The sequence below is a fragment of the Brevibacillus sp. MER 51 genome (genome assembly GCF_023714195.1).
GTDB lineage: Bacteria > Bacillota > Bacilli > Brevibacillales > Brevibacillaceae > Brevibacillus.
Window position 1 is genome coordinate 279,579 of sequence record NZ_JAMAUS010000006.1, and the last position, 17,572, is coordinate 297,150.

The 17,572-nt window shown below is 42.5% G+C and carries 9 protein-coding genes; 6 read left to right on the plus strand and 3 right to left on the minus strand.

Annotation, left to right across the window (positions count from 1 at the left end; genetic code table 11):
- Positions 1 to 95: 95 nt before the first annotated feature.
- From M3630_RS15390 to M3630_RS15405, 4 genes are all read left to right on the plus strand, one after another.
- The gene (locus M3630_RS15390; RefSeq protein WP_251252644.1) at positions 96 to 1,304 is read left to right on the plus strand and encodes a TolC family protein; all 1,209 of its coding nucleotides are present in this window, start codon (positions 96 to 98) and stop codon (positions 1,302 to 1,304) included.
- Positions 1,305 to 1,754: 450 nt separating this feature from the next.
- The gene (locus tag M3630_RS15395) at positions 1,755 to 4,919 is read left to right on the plus strand and encodes an S-layer homology domain-containing protein (protein ID WP_251252703.1); all 3,165 of its coding nucleotides are present in this window, start codon (positions 1,755 to 1,757) and stop codon (positions 4,917 to 4,919) included.
- A gap of 117 nt (positions 4,920 to 5,036) precedes the next feature.
- Positions 5,037 to 8,867: a sugar-binding domain protein gene (locus M3630_RS15400; protein ID WP_251252645.1), complete on the plus strand. Its 3,831-nt coding sequence runs from the start codon at positions 5,037 to 5,039 to the stop codon at positions 8,865 to 8,867.
- A gap of 980 nt (positions 8,868 to 9,847) precedes the next feature.
- Positions 9,848 to 10,486, plus strand: coding sequence for a hypothetical protein (locus M3630_RS15405; RefSeq protein WP_251252646.1), 639 nt, complete (start codon positions 9,848 to 9,850; stop codon positions 10,484 to 10,486).
- 222 nt (positions 10,487 to 10,708) lie between these two features.
- Here the strand turns inward: M3630_RS15405 and M3630_RS15410 are convergent, their stop codons facing one another.
- From M3630_RS15410 to M3630_RS15420, 3 genes are all read right to left on the minus strand, one after another.
- Positions 10,709 to 11,509: a hypothetical protein gene (locus tag M3630_RS15410; RefSeq protein WP_251252647.1), complete on the minus strand. Its 801-nt coding sequence runs from the start codon at positions 11,507 to 11,509 to the stop codon at positions 10,709 to 10,711.
- Positions 11,510 to 11,565: 56 nt separating this feature from the next.
- Positions 11,566 to 12,429: a tyrosine-type recombinase/integrase gene (locus tag M3630_RS15415; protein ID WP_251252704.1), complete on the minus strand. Its 864-nt coding sequence runs from the start codon at positions 12,427 to 12,429 to the stop codon at positions 11,566 to 11,568.
- A gap of 330 nt (positions 12,430 to 12,759) precedes the next feature.
- Positions 12,760 to 14,571: an Ig-like domain-containing domain gene (locus M3630_RS15420; protein WP_251252648.1), complete on the minus strand. Its 1,812-nt coding sequence runs from the start codon at positions 14,569 to 14,571 to the stop codon at positions 12,760 to 12,762.
- A gap of 1,007 nt (positions 14,572 to 15,578) precedes the next feature.
- Here M3630_RS15420 and M3630_RS15425 point away from each other — a divergent pair.
- Both M3630_RS15425 and M3630_RS15430 read left to right on the plus strand, forming a co-directional pair.
- Complete coding sequence (locus M3630_RS15425; protein ID WP_251252649.1) at positions 15,579 to 16,526, plus strand: accessory Sec system S-layer assembly protein; 948 nt, start codon at positions 15,579 to 15,581, stop codon at positions 16,524 to 16,526.
- A gap of 90 nt (positions 16,527 to 16,616) precedes the next feature.
- Positions 16,617 to 17,564 carry an SLAP domain-containing protein gene (locus M3630_RS15430; protein ID WP_251252650.1) on the plus strand — a complete coding sequence of 316 codons (948 nt, stop codon included), beginning with the start codon at positions 16,617 to 16,619 and terminating at the stop codon, positions 17,562 to 17,564.
- Positions 17,565 to 17,572 lie beyond the last annotated feature (8 nt).

Consider the following 17,572-nt stretch of genomic DNA (forward strand, 5'->3'; position numbering starts at 1 on the left):
AGGATAACTCTGTGATATAGTGATCTTGGGACAAACCACATATTTAATGTGGTTAATAATTTTGTGCTCAATATAAAATAAAGGAGTGGAAGTCAGTGAATTTTCCATATTCGAAAAAGAAATGGATGTCTATCAGTTTGGCGGCATTATTAACAACAGCCCTTGGCGCAGGAACCTTGACGGCATCTGCGAATACAGGCTCCGATCAAGCAAAGGCACCTACGACTGTACAAGCATCAAACGATAAAGTAGCAGCTGAGGCAGGCAAAGAGAATACGACAACGCCTGATACTGCCGCAACAGAAGAGTTGACGTTGGATAAAGCGATTGAACAAGCTTTGAAAACCAACGTCACATTACAAAATGCTATTCTGGATGCGAAAAATGCAGATATTAACAACTCGATTACTTACAGAAGCACGGCACAAATGACAGCAGACATGCTGGAATCCTTGGATGCAGCGCAAGCAAAGTATGTAAGAAGCGCCCAAAGTGAAATGACTAAGAAGCTGAATGCGCTCGCTGTTAAGTCTACAGAAGGAAAAATCAAGTTAGGTGCACAAGATGCCTATTACAAACTGATTTTTGCTCAAGATGACGTGAATCTAAAAAAACAAAGCTTGGCTCGTGCAGAAGCACAACTGAAAGTAGCCAAGGCTGCATTTGATGTTGGAACGAACGCGAAGACTGATGTTCTTGAAGCAGAAATGGGCGTAGCTGGTGCAAAAGCTCAGTTGACGACTGCGGAAAACAACTTGGAAATTGCCCTGATGAATTTGAACGATTTCCTCGGTGTTGATCTGCAAAAAGAATGGAAAATCGTCTCTGCCAATAAGAAAATGGCTCCAATCTCGATTACCATGGAAGATGCCGAGAAGCAGGCCCTCTCTAAACGTTTGGAAATTACCAAAGCAGAAGAAGAGCTCAAGCTGGCAGAATTGAATGTGAAGCTGATCGCCGAGTATACAGCGGCGTCAACTCTTTCTGGTCAACAAGCTCGCAACAACGTCGAGAAATCGAAGCTTGCCATTGATGAGGCAAAACGTACCGTTTCGAAAGATGTTGCACAGGCATACCTCAACCTAAACGCAGCTCGCGAGGCGATTGATTTCCAAAAAGCGGCAAAAGATTCTGCTGCTGAGAGCTATCGTTTGAAAAATTTGCGTTTTGAAAATGGACTCGCGACGACTTTGGAAGTAATCCAATCGGAAGAAGCGCTGTCTACTCGTGAGAACGAGTACCAAAAAGCTGTCCTGTCTTACAACTTGGCTGTCGTAAACTTTGAAAATGCATTAGGAAATTAACCTAATTCAAGCAAGATTATGAGGTTTTGACCCAAATTGGAAAAAGGTTCAGTCGTGACAGCCCGCCATATGTCCCCTATAATACGGATTGTGGCGGATGTCACTTCGTACATAACGGACAGGTGAATAACGAACCACGAAAAAAACTTTAAATTTTTTTCGAAGGCGCCGCAACTTTTGATTCGCTCAGGCGTTTAATAGGATGTCACACGAAAAACGGGGAATTGTGTAAAAAAGATTCACGAATTCTAGCAGTTGTGTTACACTAGTGATTGTTGCATTTTACACAATACTGAATATACTAGAGATTTTTAACACAAAAAGCGAGGCTTTCCTGCGAAAGGAGGTGACACGCGCTTGCAGGATTCGGGCTTTAAAAAGAAAGATAGATTAACAACAAATATTCCCCAAGAACAATTTGTTTATACTAGAGGAGGAGAACACAAGGTTATGAAAAAGGTCGTTAACAGTGTATTGGCTAGTGCACTCGCACTTACTGTTGCTCCAATGGCTTTCGCAGCAGAAGAAGCAGCAACTACAGCTCCTAAAATGGATGCTGATATGGAAAAAACCGTAAAACGTCTGGAAGCTCTTGGCCTGGTAGCAGGTTATGGCAACGGCGAATACGGTGTAGACAAAACTATCACTCGTGCAGAGTTCGCTACTCTGGTTGTTCGCGCTCGCGGACTGGAGCAAGGTGCGAAATTGGCACAATTCAGCAATACTTACACAGATGTAAAATCTACTGATTGGTTTGCTGGTTTCGTAAACGTAGCTTCCGGCGAAGAAATCGTAAAAGGTTTCCCGGACAAATCTTTCAAACCACAAAACCAAGTTACTTATGCTGAAGCTGTAACTATGATCGTTCGTGCACTGGGTTATGAGCCATCCGTTAAGGGTGTATGGCCTAACAGCATGATCTCCAAAGCTTCCGAGCTGAACATTGCTAGAAGCATCACTTCTCCTAACAATGCAGCAACTCGTGGCGACATCTTCAAAATGCTCGACAACGCTCTTCGCGTAGACCTGATGGAGCAAGTTGAATTCGGTACTGACATTCGTCATGAAATCACGAAAGAAACTCTCCTGACTAAATACCTGAAAGTTACTGTTCGTGACATGGAATGGGCTCAAGAAGCTGGCAACGACAGCGAAGACCTGCCATTGGTAACTAACGTACCAGCTATCGGTCTGGGCAAAATCAAAGCTAACGAAGTTACTTTGAACGGTAAAGACGCTGGTATCGGCAACACTACTTACAAAGTAGCTGACGGTATCAACGCTAACGATTTCGATGGTCAACACGTACAAGTGTGGATCAAAGACGACCGTGAAGACGTAATCGTTTGGATGGAAGGTTCCACAGACCAAGAAGTTATCATGGACCGCGTTGGCGAGTTCACGCTGAAAGGCAAACTTCTGGAAGATCCAAAAGATCTGAGCAACTCTGATCTGGCTGATCTGAAATTGGAGCTGGACGCTAGCGAAAAAAGCTACCGCTTCAACAAAAACACTAAAGTAACTTACAACTTCACTCGCTTCAACGATCCAGTTGATGGTTTGAAAGAAATCATCAAGGACAACGCTGATGGCGGATTCACTTTCGGTGCAAAAGTTGTTCTGGACAACAATAACGAGATTGCTTACATCCACGTTATTGACGACCAATCCATGAACAAAGAAGACGAAGGCGTTAAATACGGTTCCGAAGTTATCTCCAAAATCGATGCTGATAAAAAGAAAATCACGAACCGTGATAACGACAAGTTCAACGACCTGGAAGACAAAGAAGAAGGTAAAGACTTCTTGGTATTCCTCAACGGTAAACCAGCTAAATTCAGCGATCTGAAAGAAGGCATGGTTTACAGCGTATACTACGCTGATGGCGACGAAGACAAATTGCTGGTATTCGCTACTGACACAGTAGTAGAAGGTAAAGTAGACAAAGTTGTTAGCCGTAACAACAACGACTACCGCCTGACTATCGGCGACAAAACATACCGCGTTTACGAAGGTGCTACTTTCTCCGATGACGGTAACAAAGATGTTCAAGACATCGACAAAGACCACTGGGATCTGGTTGACAGCTTGGACGACGAAACAGTAAAACTGTACCTGGATGCTTCTGGTCGTGTTCGTCACATCGAAACTAAGGATGCTATCGACGATCGCAAACAAAAAGCAATCATCACTCGTGCAGCTACTTTCAACACAAGCAAAGACACTTGGGATTTCACTGTGTTGACTCAAAAAGGTAAAAAAGTAACTGTTTCCCTCGAAGCTAAAGACATCTATGACTTCGATGGCAAAAACTTCTCCAGAGATGGCAAGTCCGAGTGGGATCTGGAAAACATTCTGGTACCTAGCAAAGACAAAGACACTCTGCTCGTAGAAGTAACTCTTGATGCAGATGGCAAACCAGACAAAGTTGAATTCTTGAAACCTGTTAAGGTTGAAGAAGAATCCGGCAAAGCTTGGGATGACCTCGCAGATGAAGACGACGATATGGTTGGCGACTACGAAGTTACTGACAAAACAGCTGTCTTCAACATGACTGGTGAGTTGGAAACAAACGGCAAACGTGCTGAACTGAAAAACGCTAAAACTGCGAAATTCAAAGACGTTGCTGATGAAAACGACCTGTCCGTAATCTACACTGTAAACGACAAAGACGAAGTAGAAGCAATCTTCGTTGTTGAAGGTGACGGTTTGTCTGGTGATGCTATCTACGGTCAAGTTATCGACTTCGGTCGCGCTGGCGGTAAAGACACCATCAAAGTATGGGTTAAAGAGAAAGATAGCAACAAAATCGTTGAGAAAGAATACAAACTGGATGGCGATCAAGACGATCTGAAAGATGACGACATCCGTCGTAACGACTTCATCGCATTCACAGTTGATTCCAACGACGAAGTTATCGTTGACGATGTAGTTGAAGTAGTTAACAAAAACGCTAAAGGCATGCTCGCAGAAGTAACTGACGAAAAAGGCCTGAGCGATGCAAACATCGACAAATTGACTGTTGGTTTGGTTGATGATGTAAGCAAAGACACCATCACTTACAAAGATGCTGACGGCAACAAGAAGAAAGCTAGCATCAAATCTGCTACAGTTTACTTCGATCTGTTCGATGACCTCGGTGAAGCAGATGGCGTTAACGAAGGCGACTACGTTGTAATGATCGACAGCGGTGACATCTCCGGTACTAAATACGACTTCGTTCTGATCGTTTCCGACGAGAAGACAGTTCGTAAAGAAGACCTGGAAGATGAAGCAGAAGCATTCTTGAAGCAAGAGCCAACTGAAACACCAAATCCAGACAAATGGGATGCTATTCCATCCAGCTTCACTGGTAAAGCAGTAAGCAGCGCTGGTCTGTATCAAGTAGTTGTTGAACTGAACAAAGACGTTACTCGTTCCGATGTTAAAGACTTCGCTCTCTACATCGAAGGCAAAAAAGTAGACAAATCTACTTACGACATGATCGAAGAAGGTAACGGTTGGAAAGTTCAATACTATGCTCAAGACGATGCTAAAGTAACTAAAGGCGAAATCAAAGTTACTAACGCTAAAGGTGAAACCGATACAGCTTCTGTTAAATTCGAAGAAGCTTAAGAGTAACACTTTTATCAAAGAAATATAGTAATGGGAACATAGAGGGGGCTATCCCCTCTATGTTCTAAATGCCCTATAAAAATAGAACTTCCTATCAAACTTACGGAGGGGTAGTACGTGAATAAAAAAGTAGTCCTTTCAGTTCTCTCGACTGCAGTAGTAGCTAGCATGGCTTCTTCCGCTTTTGCAGCACCTAAAGCGGGAATTTACATGGGTGGAAACGTAAAAAAATACTATTCTACTGATGTAGTATTGAACATGACAAAAGAAGCAAGAAAATCTTACTTGGAAAATGTTCGCCTTGCTGGTCCAAACGCGATTGTGCAAGTTGACAACCAAGGCCGCGGTGCTTTCCTTCAAGAGATTCTTGATGAAGGTCGCGCAAAAGCTTATGAAGAAAAACTGGTAAAAGAAGATTTCATTGACCTGTACGATGTAGTAACTCTCAACGGTACTACTTCCGGTACAGAAGATGCAAAATCTAAAGTTGATCCAGTTCCTACAGGTGAACTGAAAGTTGAATCTGTAAGTGCTATTTCCAAAACAACGCTTAAAGTCAACTTTAACAAAGCAGTTGACTCGGTAGCGAAAGAAAACTTCTCTATCGCTGGTGCTGTCGTTAATGCAGCAACCCTTAGCGAAGACAAGAAATCTGTAACACTGACTGTGAGTGGCCTGAACTACGAAACAGAATATACAGTGGTAGCAGCAAACATTCTTGTTGAAGGAAAACCAGTTACTCTGGAAGGCAAGAACTTCAAGATGCCTGCAGTAACAGAAGTGTACAACCTTGAGTTGACTACAGATGCACCTAACGATGCTATCTTGGCTGATGGTGCAGACAACATGGTTATCACTGCAAAATTGAAGGATAAAGCAACTGGTCAAGTTGACGTAAACGCTGACAACGTTGTCCTTTCCTTCGAATCTACGTATGGTAACTTTGGTAATAAACGTGTGGTCGTACAAGACGGTGTAGCTTCTGTAGTCTTGACTTCTGAATTTAGCAAACACGATTTGGTATCTAAAATTGATGTTCAAATCATTGAGGCATCTGGCGATTACAAGGATCTGATTGGTAAAGTTGTTGGTACTAAAAATGTTCACTTTAAACTGAAACTCGATCCAGGTACAAATCCAGTGAAACCTGTTTTGACAGGCGCTGAATCTAACCAGGCAGATCGTATCACTGTAACTTTCGACAAAGACGTTACTGTGAACGATTTTGTACAGTACGATGAAGTTACTAAGAAGTTTAAGGTTAAGGCAGACGGTACAGCTCTTTTTAAAGAAAATACAGAGTTCAAGATCACTCAAGATGAAGGGAAGACCTTCAAGAAAATTCTTGGCTTGAAACCAACAAGCAATCCAAGAGCTCTTGAGGTAGTTCTTGCCAACGAAGAAACAGCTCCAGGTCAATTTACTTTCTTAGAAGATAACAAAGTTGTGTCTGTAGAACTCAATCAGGCAAACGCTCAAAACGTAACGAAGAGCTTTATCTTGACAGATCCTCGTAAACCAGAGGCTACATCTGCAGTTGCAGAAGGATTGAAAAAAGTAGTTGTTAAATTCTCTGAACCTATCCGCAGTGCTAAGGTCCAATTGGACGCTGGTTTGTTGGATCACACGTTCTCTTACGGAGAATTTAATCCTGCTACTTTGGAAGATACCCGTGACACTATAACAATCGTTCCTAAGAACTATTTGACTGCTGGAACTCACTCCGTACAACTTGCAAGTATTAAGGACTTTGCAGGTGAGTCTGATGACAAGAACATCTCTACAACTCAAACCCTTGACTTTACAGTACCTGGTGATGTTTCTCTACCATCTGCAGAAGTGACAACCGAATCTGCTGAGCAATTCCGTGTTACTTTCAATAAACTTGTAGAAGGTTTTGATAACTCACTTCTTGAAACTAGAGATGCTGCAGGTAAGAGAAGTCTGAGACTCGAGATTCTCACCAAAGGTACAAATGGTGTGAACGAGTGGCAAGATGCTAACGACTCACTTAAAGTACCATTGGAAGTATCCCACGCAATTGATAATGAGTACGTTGTTGAGTTGAAGGATGACTGGACTAAGATTTTTGATACAAATTCTACTCGTCTGAACTATTACAACTATCAATTCCGTTTGGTGATTTCCAAAGACTCTATTACAAACCCTGCAAACGGTTTGAAGAACGCTGAAATTGTATTGCCACTTAGCCTAAGCGGTTCCAAGCTGAGCACACCAGATACAACGAGCCCAGTAATCAGTGGATTTACACAGATTAAAAAAGATCTCTTCGAAGTGAAGATGAACGAGCCAGTTAAACTTCCTGGAACTGCGGATAATGCTGGAGAAACTCCATCTCAACTTCAAGGACAACATGTACCAACACCTATCATTGAGTTCATCGGTAAAGATAAGGACGGTACTACTGTTACAATCAAAGGTAAAGTAGGAAACTACACGAATAAAAACGGTGCTGATACTAACTTTGAGGTATTCCCAGACATTGACACGACTAAAGGTGAAAAAACACCTCAAGATTATGTGAATGCTGGTGGAGATAAAAACTGGACACTCGTTGTACGTTCCATCTCCGACGATGTGGGTAACACAGCTAGCTCTCTGACTCATAACTTCACGCTTGATCCTGACCAACAAGCAGGCGAAGTATTTATGCTTAAAGGTCAGTTTGCAGATGGTAAATTGTATGATGGAGTTAAGGCTTATCTCAACGGCGATAAGGAAGATGTAATCGTCCTCGATTATACTGCCGATGTGGAATACACTGGTACAACCAATAATGCTACTAACCCTGGAATCTATACATTGGATGGGGAAGACCTTCCTAAGGGTGTAAGTATTTCGGTTAGTGATTCCGACACATTGCCAGGTGTGGACATCGTGACAATTACATTGCCAGATGGCACACTCTCTAAAACTGGTAATAACAACGTAATTACCGTAAATAAGAGCCTGAAATCTACAAAAGGTACGAAGCTTACTGGCGAATACCAAATCAGCTTCAAACCGGTAGATGCAGTAAATCCTGCTGTAGATGCTAAGGTTGTTAATGATCTGATCAAAGCATTGCCAGCAACCATTACTCTGGATGACGAAGCAAAAGTAAAAGCTGCACGTGATGCTTACAACGCTCTGTCTGATGACGCTAAAAAATTGGTAGTCAACTATGCTACCTTGGAAGCAGCAGAGAAGAAAATTGCTGATCTGAAGAAATCCGAAGGAGATGCAGCAGCTAATCTTAAAGCAGCACAAGATGCTGTAGCAGCTCTGGAAGCAGCAGCAGGCGCTGATCTGACTGTAGAGGCTAATCTGACTAAAGCTGAAGAAGCTGTAAAAGCTGCAGAAGCTGCAGTTGCTAAAGTAGTAGCTGGCACAGATAAAGATGTCCTTGCAGCAAAAGTAACTCTGGCTAAGAAAAAAGTTGCAGATGCTCGTGCAAAATTTGATGCTGACAATGCATCTAATTTGAAAGCAGCACAAGATGCTGTAGCAGCTCTGGAAACAGCGGCAGCAGCAGATCTGAAAGTAGAAGCAAACCTGACTACTGCAGAAAACGCTTTGTCTGACGCTAAAGCGAAAGTTGCTAAGGTTGCTGCAGGGGCTGAAAAAACAGCTCTTGAAGGCAAAGTAACTGCTGCAGAAAAAACAGTAACTGACGCTCGTAAAGCTTTTGACGATGCAAAAGCATTGGAAGCTGCTAAAACAGCTTTGAACGATGCAGTCGTGGCTGCTCAAGCGAAACATGATGCAGCAGCAGAAGGAAACGCTTCTGGTGAATATCCAGCGCCAGCAAAAGCTAACTTCCAAACAGCAATCAACACCGCTAAAGGTGTACACGACAATGCTGCATCCACAAAAGCAGATCTCGATCAAGCAAAAGCAGACCTTGCAAATGCAGTAACTACTTTTGAAGGTTTGGTAACTCCTTAACAAAATTAACGAAACGTTACTTCATAAACTCATTACCTGAGTGAAAGAAGTGGAGAACGACCCCTAGACAACTTTCATAGCGGTCTAGGGGTTTTCTCTAACTATCTTGTCAAATAGATTGGTGCAATTCCAATCCGTGAGAACAGCCTATGACTCATGTCCCTAATCCTCCTGCACGAAAAGCAGTCCTATACCAACTGCTTCCCGTGAAGTCAGGTGAAGTCGTACTTGTTGAGATGCAAGGCGGGGCTCCTTAAAAGTTGACTATGGTCAGGGGACGAATCCATGGTGACCCAATACGAGATAGCTGTTGTTAGGTAGTTAAGCGCTAGGGGTTTAACAACAGTCGATGCACGCGAGATCGTGCAGACGAAACAGGAACAATTCAGGCTGTTAAACCTGTTTTTCTCGGATTGTATAGTGGGGACCTAAGGTCAGCAAAACAAGGGATAGACAAGGTGGAACGTTTGAAGTCTTATCAGAAGAGGTGGGTTAGCACCAGTGAGGCTGATAAGATGGCGGCGGGTTCGTAGTAGTGTGGATGGCTTGCCGTTTGTACCCGTAGTGGTAACACAGGCGGGGAGGAGAAAACTGGCCGGAGCGAAGGAACCCAGTCAGCGGATAGGAAGGATACGAGAACTTACAATGGGCGTTGTAGTTTCTCAAGTCTACAAATGAACGATTTCCAAAAAGGATTGCAGAGAGATCATTTCTGCAGTCCTTTTTTGCGTTTTATCCTGCTTTAAGAGCGGCTGCCAGTATAGCTCCTTAAGATGATTACGTTTGTGAGAATTTTGTGAGAAGCATTTGATAGGATGAAGATGCCCATTGTAAGACGTAACATTCCCTTCTTCGCTGATGGAACGCCGTATGCGATGAAAGTCGCCTGTACGGTGTAGGCTCGTTATAACCCCAAATTTCAAACGGGATAAGACGAGAATAGCAAGATTGTCTGGAATGCGAAGGAAGTAGTAAAAGGTATGGCACCAACCGGTGGTAGAGAAGAGACGAATCAGTTGGAAATTTTAACAGGTGCAAGTAAAGACGGAAGGATTCAGGTAGTATTTGATGATGGTCAGATTCGAAAAGACATTATTCAGTCGGTGAACATGAATGACAGTGCTTCAACGATCTTTTTCCAGCTATATGATGCGATTTATCAAGAATTAAAAGCGGATTATAATATTACAGGAAGTGGTATGACTATTTATATTAACGAACCAACACAAGAGGCAGACAAAGACATTACCATCACGTTAGAAGATCTAGACGCGACGGGTGTCACTGGAGTAGGTTCAGAATGGAGAAAGGGAGTTGCTGGTACAGGCGGAGTAGCTGAGGTGAATGAACTTGAAATTTCTGATGCTGGTTCTGGCTCGAAGGATTTGAGTGTTAACTTTACAGATGGAAATCATTTGAATGAGACGGCGACTGTTATCCTTCAAGGTACAGAAACATCTGCTGAAATTGCAGACAAAATTGCATCTGCTTTTCAAGCACTCGACAATGGAAAAGGGATATTCCGTCAGAATATCACGGTTTCTGGCGCGAAAGTAACATTTACGTCTACGAAAACAGTAACAGACCAAAATATCACAATTACAGTTACCAGTAATTAGTGTTCAATCAGAAGCGTTTAAATTCTTATGGCTTCACAAGAGTCTGCCTCACAGAGGCAGGCTTTTTCTTTCGTTAACAAGGTAAGCGAAATGAGTGCCCAACTCCCCTGAGTACTTTAGGTCCAATGCCTCTCCCGCAGCAATACGCTATGCCATTATGATATAAAAATAAAAAGCCTTCCTATCCCGTAGCAAATCACAGGGATTAGAAGGCGATTTGACTTACACTTTCCCAATCAACGTACTAATTTCTCTCTCATACCCATATCGCTTGAAAAACTCAATCAATGCAACAGCGAATATATCTCTCTGACTAATATTTTTTTCCTTACTGTATTCGCGAACCATTTGATCGAGTGTATTTGTCATATGAACGGATTTCGTAACAAAGACTCCAGGTACGGCATATCGAGGAACTTTACCTGATTCCGAGCCAGGAACGATCAGATCGATTAGACGGCCCCTGTTACGCTCCAAAAGCTCAAGTAGGGAAAGATACTGATCCATCTGGTTCGAAGACGTAAGAGCAGATCTAGACGCTACAAAAGGCTCCTCAAGTTCTTCTAGCGGGATATCCGATTCTGCTTCCTTGTGGACCATTTCCTTATCGGTCAGTTTCCCATATTCCTTCACATAGTTCTTCGTATCAGAACACCACTTGTATCCTTTTGCCCTCATATATGTTGCCAGTTCCCGATGATCCTGAAAGCCCATACGTTTGGCAATCGTCTTCGCATCTGCTCCTTCTTTCTGAAAGAGCGAGAGAATCGTCGACTCCATTGAGGACTTCATTAAATCCTTGCTTGGATCCCACTTCTCTGTACTTGTATGTATAGGTACATAGGCTTGTTTATAACGATCCCACATAAAGTTCTTACGACGCATGTAAATATCTAACGTCTTGTAATTCTTATGTCCTAGTTCCTGCGCTATCTCATCTCTTGTTTTTCCCTCAACCATGCCTCGTAATATCTCATTGACTCGTTCGTCATAGATTGGTTTTTTCTCTGTCCGTATATCCACTCTCTACACTCCTATATATCTCTCTTTTAAAGTGTTTGGATATTTTATACACTCACTTACAAATGGTTGATCGCATCTCTCAGCTGATCTAGATTGGTGTGTGTATAAACACTGGTTACGTTCAAAGATGAATGTCCTAGAAGTTTTTGTATTTGTACCAGATTAACATCCTTTTTGACTAGTTGGCTTGCAAAGCTGTGGCGGAGGATATGCGCCGTCACTTTCTTGCTCCAGCCTAATCGCTTGACAGCTTCTGTAATTTCGCGATTAACGTAAACCGGAGAAAGTTTACCCGTTTTTTTTGTACAAAAAAAACGATTAGAATCAGAGTCAGGTCGATGATGGACTACATATTCTTTCAACATCGGTAGCAAACGAGGGGAGATGGGAATAAACCGATCCTTGTTCCCCTTACCCGCCACTACATGAATTACTTGTTGATCCCATTTCACTTCATCGACTTTCAGGTTTAGACACTCCGAAATTCGCATACCAGTCATGTATAGAACCATGACGACAAGTCTAATGAGTGGGTGATCAATCTCACTAACCAACTCGTCTACCTCTGCTTCTTCCAAATATGTTCTTTCTTTTTGCTGTACCTTTATTTTCTCAACTGACAATGCAATATTCCGGGGGACCCATTCCTTTTTCAGAGCATAAGCAAAGAATGAACGGAAAGTATGAAGGTTTCGTTGTCTGCTGGCAGGTGCATAGGCACGTTCTGTTTTAAGATATAGAAGAAAATCTTCAATATCCGTTACCAATACTTCATCGATATATGGTTCGCAGTTGTATTTGCTTTCCAGAAAACGGGTGAAGTATGACAAATCCTTTTTATATCCCGTAATCGTTTGTTCACTCCGGCCAATCGAAGACAAGTATTGCAAGAAAATATCTATCGCTTGAGTTAAGACCATTTGTCTCAAAACACCACCATAAATGCCAGTGTACTCAAGTAAAAAGAGTACCTGTAAGGTAAGGGTAATACTTTAAGTATAACCGTTTTTTGGATTTTTAAATACAATAAAACAAAGTGTTTTGTCATTGAAAATATTATCACTTTTCAGCCACATGCAATCAAAATGAAAGGGGCTAGCACATGACTGCAATAGTCCCTTCCAGCATTTGCAACGGATTACAAATATTTTTATAACGGTCAAAAAAAGACCCCGTACACATTTCTGCGTATGGGGTGCTTTTTCAACTTCCCTTGCTCTTTTGATAGAGCTTATGAAGTAATGTTTCGATTACTGAGTAACAACGATGTTAGCTGGAACGGACAAAGTGTTTCCTGCAGCATCTTTCAGATCGATCGAAGTCAATGCCTTCAGAGAGATACCTTTTTTGATTTTGTCTGCATCAACTTCTGCAATTGTTACTTTAGCAGTATTTGTTGCAGTTGCATCAACAGCAGCATCTACGTTCTCAGCTGTAGCTTGAGATTTACCTTCAATCAATACTTCGAAATCAACTTCTGCTCCACCCACAACAGCTTCAGAGAAGGTCAAAGTGATTTCTTTTGTTCCAGTCAACTTAGCAGAAGTTACAACTGGAGCAACGTTCTCTTTCAGTTCGACTGTGTTAATGTGGAATGGCTCCATCACTTTAGTAGAACCAAGAGCTTTTACATCAGAGATGTTGATGTTGCGAGTACCAGTGAATTCGTTAGAACCAGCTTTCAGGTTCAGTACAGCTACTTGAGTAGTTGCTCCATTTGCAGTTACTGCTGGCAACAATGTTACAGATTCAACAACAGCGCCGTCAATTTTGTAGTTAGCTGCATTCGTAGCAGAAGCTCCGTCTACTGCTTGGTCAAAAGTAACTTTTACTTTGTTGTTATCAGTACCTGGCTCAACAGCAGTTACTTTCACAACTGCATCACTAGCTGGCACACCATCTTTACCGCGGGTAAATGTCGCTTTAGCATCTTCTACAGCTACATCTGCAGCGCTAGTTACACCAGTGAATTTCAGGTCGAGGTTGTATGTAGCACCCTCAACATCAGTAGCTACGTCACCCAAGAGAGCATCGAGGTTTACGCGAACTACTTTCTTGTTAGTTGCATCTTGTTTAACATCTGTTTCAGTTGCAGTGATTGTGTTCGTGATATGGTCTTTTACGAAAGTACCAGTACCATTTACTTTACCAGTAGCAACTTTAACATCTTTATCAAATGTCAGTTCAAGATATTGCTTGCTATCAGTAGCATCAACCACTACATTAGAAGAAGCAACTTTTGGAGCTGCTGCATCTTTTGTGAACACTACAACTTTGCTAGTGTCTGCACCAACTTCACCGCTGAGGTCATTGAATTTTTTTACAGTGACTGTTTTAGCACCATCAAGTACAGCTGGAGCAGTTACAGTGTAGAGAGTAGCATCTGTTGCGTCTTTAACCACGTTAGCTGCATCAACGTCTGTTCCCTCGATGGAGATTGTTGGGTTTGTAGCAAGTTGCTCGGAGAACTTAACAGTGAAAGTAGTTGCTCCTGTTTGTGTGATTGCAGAAACTGTTGGAGCTACTCCGTCCAAAGCGCCTTTAACCATAGTTACAGTTGCAGGGTTCGGAGTGAGCAGGTTGCCCGCAGTGTCTTGTGCACCAATGATTGTCGCAACTACTGTTTTACCAGCTGCGATATCAGAAGTCATAGTGAAAGTCACTTTATCAGCGCCAGCGACATGATTGTTGGAAACACCAGCTGTAACTGGAGTACCGTCAGCATATTTGTATGTTACAGTACCGATTTGTTTAAGTGGCTCAGAGAATGTAACAGTGAAAGTGCTAGCGGAATCTTTTACAGTGGAAACGATAGCTGGAGCAGTAGTGTCAGCAGCGAATGTTACAACTTCATCGTATTTAGCGAAAGCAGAGCCATCTTTAGCTTTTATGCCATCGATAACTACGTTGTAACGCTTGGAAACTGCTTTTTCTGTAGTTACAGTCAAAGTTTTGCCGTCTTCGCTCAATTTACCGGACAAGTTACCAGCATCAACGTTATCAATTGTTTTAATAGCTACAACGTTAGCATCGAATGCACCGCTCTTGTCATCAGCAAACAAAGATGCAGCATCAACTTCTTTGTTGAATTTAACTTCAACAGTTGTACCGTTAATAGCACTAACCCTTACAATATTTTATAATTGTTCACCAATTCCAGCAAATCACGTCCTACCAATATTTTCATAGTGTCCATGTTACCCATCATTTGTAGAAAAAAGGAATATAGATGTAGCTGATTGCTAAGTAATGGAAATCCCCACAATATGGAAGTATAGCTTTGCCTTTGGAAGTTGATGTTTTGAAAAAATAGCAAAATAAAACTGGTAAAAATAAAAAGGACCATTCTATTAACGAATGGTCCTCTAAACTAGTAGTAAAAGCTTATCCTTGGGTAGGATAAGCTTTTTGTTTTTGTTGGTACGAAAAATACATATACAAAAAGGTATGGGGTGGGGGCAATAAACCATCCAAGAATTTGCAGGCGGAAGAGTCAGGAAGAATAGATCTCGGAAATTAGCTTACTTATAAGAAAGAGCCTGTCGCGTTCGTGATAGGCTCTTTCCTGTATTCACATAAAAAAGAACCAACTGCACAAGACAGTTGGCCAAAAAGAAATTCCCCAAGTTATTTGTTTAGACCCTTACATTTTATCAATAATAAACAACGTTGTAAACTTTAACTGATTATGGAAATGTTATACACAAAATCTCTGACATCTCGATAGCATAAAAATTTTTTCTTCATTAGATATGCAACGAAGACACGGTGAGCGCTCAAAGGTGTTGGCACGGTATATACGGACTAAGAAACGCTCCTAGAGGCTGCGAGCAAACCAGGCTCTCCGTTTTTGTCCCACCGCCCATCCTTCCATTCCTTGACATCCCCTGTTGCGTACGGGTATCCTAACATAACTAACAGTACGAATTAGGCAATGAAAAGGTTACAAAAGCCGTTTGTTTTCTGCTTGGAATGCCAAGTTTTCTATGTTGCAAAAGGATGTCACTATGCTATAGTGGATGACGAATGTAACTATATATAGATGTAGAGAAAAGTTGGGAGCGACGATATGTTATCCTTCTTGAAAAATTTAATGGGGAATAAACCAACAACCAACGAGGTGCGAGAGCAGGTTCAGGAGGAATCGATTCTTTCCGCTGCTGATACCGAACAGTCACATCAGGAAGAACAACAGGTACAGGTTGAATCAACTGGCGTCACAACAACACTCTCTCTGCATGAATCTTGGGAGAGCCAGCTTAGTGAGCAAGAAAAATATTCGCTCTCTTTCATGGCTCTGGAGCTGGAACCGCTACAGTCTGGGAATATTTCTTTGGCCGGAACTGCGCTTGTTCCACATGAAGACGGGATTGAAGTGACGGCATTTGTCCGGAACAGTACGGACAGACCGATTCGCCTGAATGAAATGACACTGGTGGTACTGTTTGGTGATCAGGAGCTGTTTACACGCCAATCCTTTGATTTAAGCGAGCTTGGTGAAATTCCGCCGTGCTCTGCAAGGCCATGGGTGTTTGTATTTGATAGAGAACATTTTTTACAGGTAGATGTTCTTTTGATGAATTGGAAAATCGCTTTTGAAATGGCGCAGAAGAAGATGGTCCTTCCACAGCAGCTGGAGTTGGAGGAATCCTGGATTAAGGCGCTGACTGATGAACAAAAAACGTCCTTAATTGAATTGGCGAAGAACCTCCCCGCTCTAAAAGAGGGAGAAGTAAATATACAGAGTGTGCAGATTCGTAGAACCGAAAATGGTGCTCTGAATGCGATGCTTTTGATTCGCAATGGCTCTACACAGTCACTGTCCTTCGAAACGTTGCCGCTGGCGCTGTATGATGCAAGCGGAGATAAAGTGGCAGAGGGTCTGTTTGAACTAGGAAGCCTGACTGTGAATGCCAATACGAGCAAGCCATGGCTGTTTATTTTCCCGCCTGAGAGCATTCAAAAGGAAGAGCTTGACTTGTCCCGTTGGAAAGTGAGCGTTCCCCAAGGAGCCTAATGCAAGAGAGCAAATTTGCATGGGCCAGTCAAAAAAGTTTATCATGATAAGAGAGCTTCGTTCGTGTCCGGACGTGTGAGGAGGTAGTCTATGTTTTCCTTTATGAAGAATTTATTAGGTAAGGATCAACAGGATCTGAAAAAAGATATTCAAGAAGAGTCTGCCATCGATGTTGCTGAATTGAAAAACACCGAGGTCGAAATGGAGAGCAACGAGCAACAGGAAGAGTCTGTAGGTGGGGTAGAAAAAATCCGTACGGAATTGTCTCTGAGCCCGATTTGGGAGAGCGAGCTGGATTCCGAGAAAAAGTATACGCTTCGCTTTTTGCAAGAAGAATTGCCAGAGATGCGTAAAGGCATGATTAGCGTAACGGGATTCAGTATGATTCCCCAGCCAAACGGCATGACGGTAGCGATGTTCTTCCGTAACTCCACGAATAAGCCAGTGCGGATTAAAAACGTTGGGTTAGCGATTTATCTTGATGACAAGGCGTTTGCAAGGATCAAGGTGGATTTGTCAGATATGGGCGCAATTCCGCCTCATACCAGCCGTCCGTGGGAGGTATTGTTCCCGGAAGAGAGCTATCTGCATGAAAACTTCACCTTTAAACGCTGGAAAGTGGTTATGAAGGCGGGGAGAAATTCGCATGTATGGCCTCGTAATCTGGAGCTCGATCCCGAAATGGAAAAGCGCATGACGGATCGCCAAAAGGATCGTCTGGAGGCGTTGACGCAGTCTTTGCCAGTGATTCCGATTGATACGGTACAGGTTACTGGTTTTGACATCGGTATGACAAAGGAAGGACATTTGGTAGCAGCGATGCTCTTCCGCAATGGGATGGCCCACGAATACCGTCCAGATGAAATCAAGCTGACAATTGCTGATGCAAATGGTGATCTGGTAGCAACAGGTGTACTGGACGCAAGCAGCATTAATGTGAAGCCGGGCCACAGCCGTCCGTGGATGATTGTATTCCCGCCAAATTTAGTGAAAAAGCCTGATGCCGACCTGAAAAGATGGACGCTTGAGGTAGAATAGAGCGCAAT

Coding starts and splice junctions, on each gene's coding strand:
- M3630_RS15395 (WP_251252703.1), top strand. CDS start 1,755: ATGAAAAAGGTCGTTAACAGTGTATTGGCTAGTGCACTCGCACTTACT.
- M3630_RS15430 (WP_251252650.1), top strand. CDS start 16,617: ATGTTTTCCTTTATGAAGAATTTATTAGGTAAGGATCAACAGGATCTG.
- M3630_RS15415 (WP_251252704.1), bottom strand. CDS start 12,429: ATGGTCTTAACTCAAGCGATAGATATTTTCTTGCAATACTTGTCTTCG.
- M3630_RS15425 (WP_251252649.1), top strand. CDS start 15,579: ATGTTATCCTTCTTGAAAAATTTAATGGGGAATAAACCAACAACCAAC.
- M3630_RS15405 (WP_251252646.1), top strand. CDS start 9,848: ATGGCACCAACCGGTGGTAGAGAAGAGACGAATCAGTTGGAAATTTTA.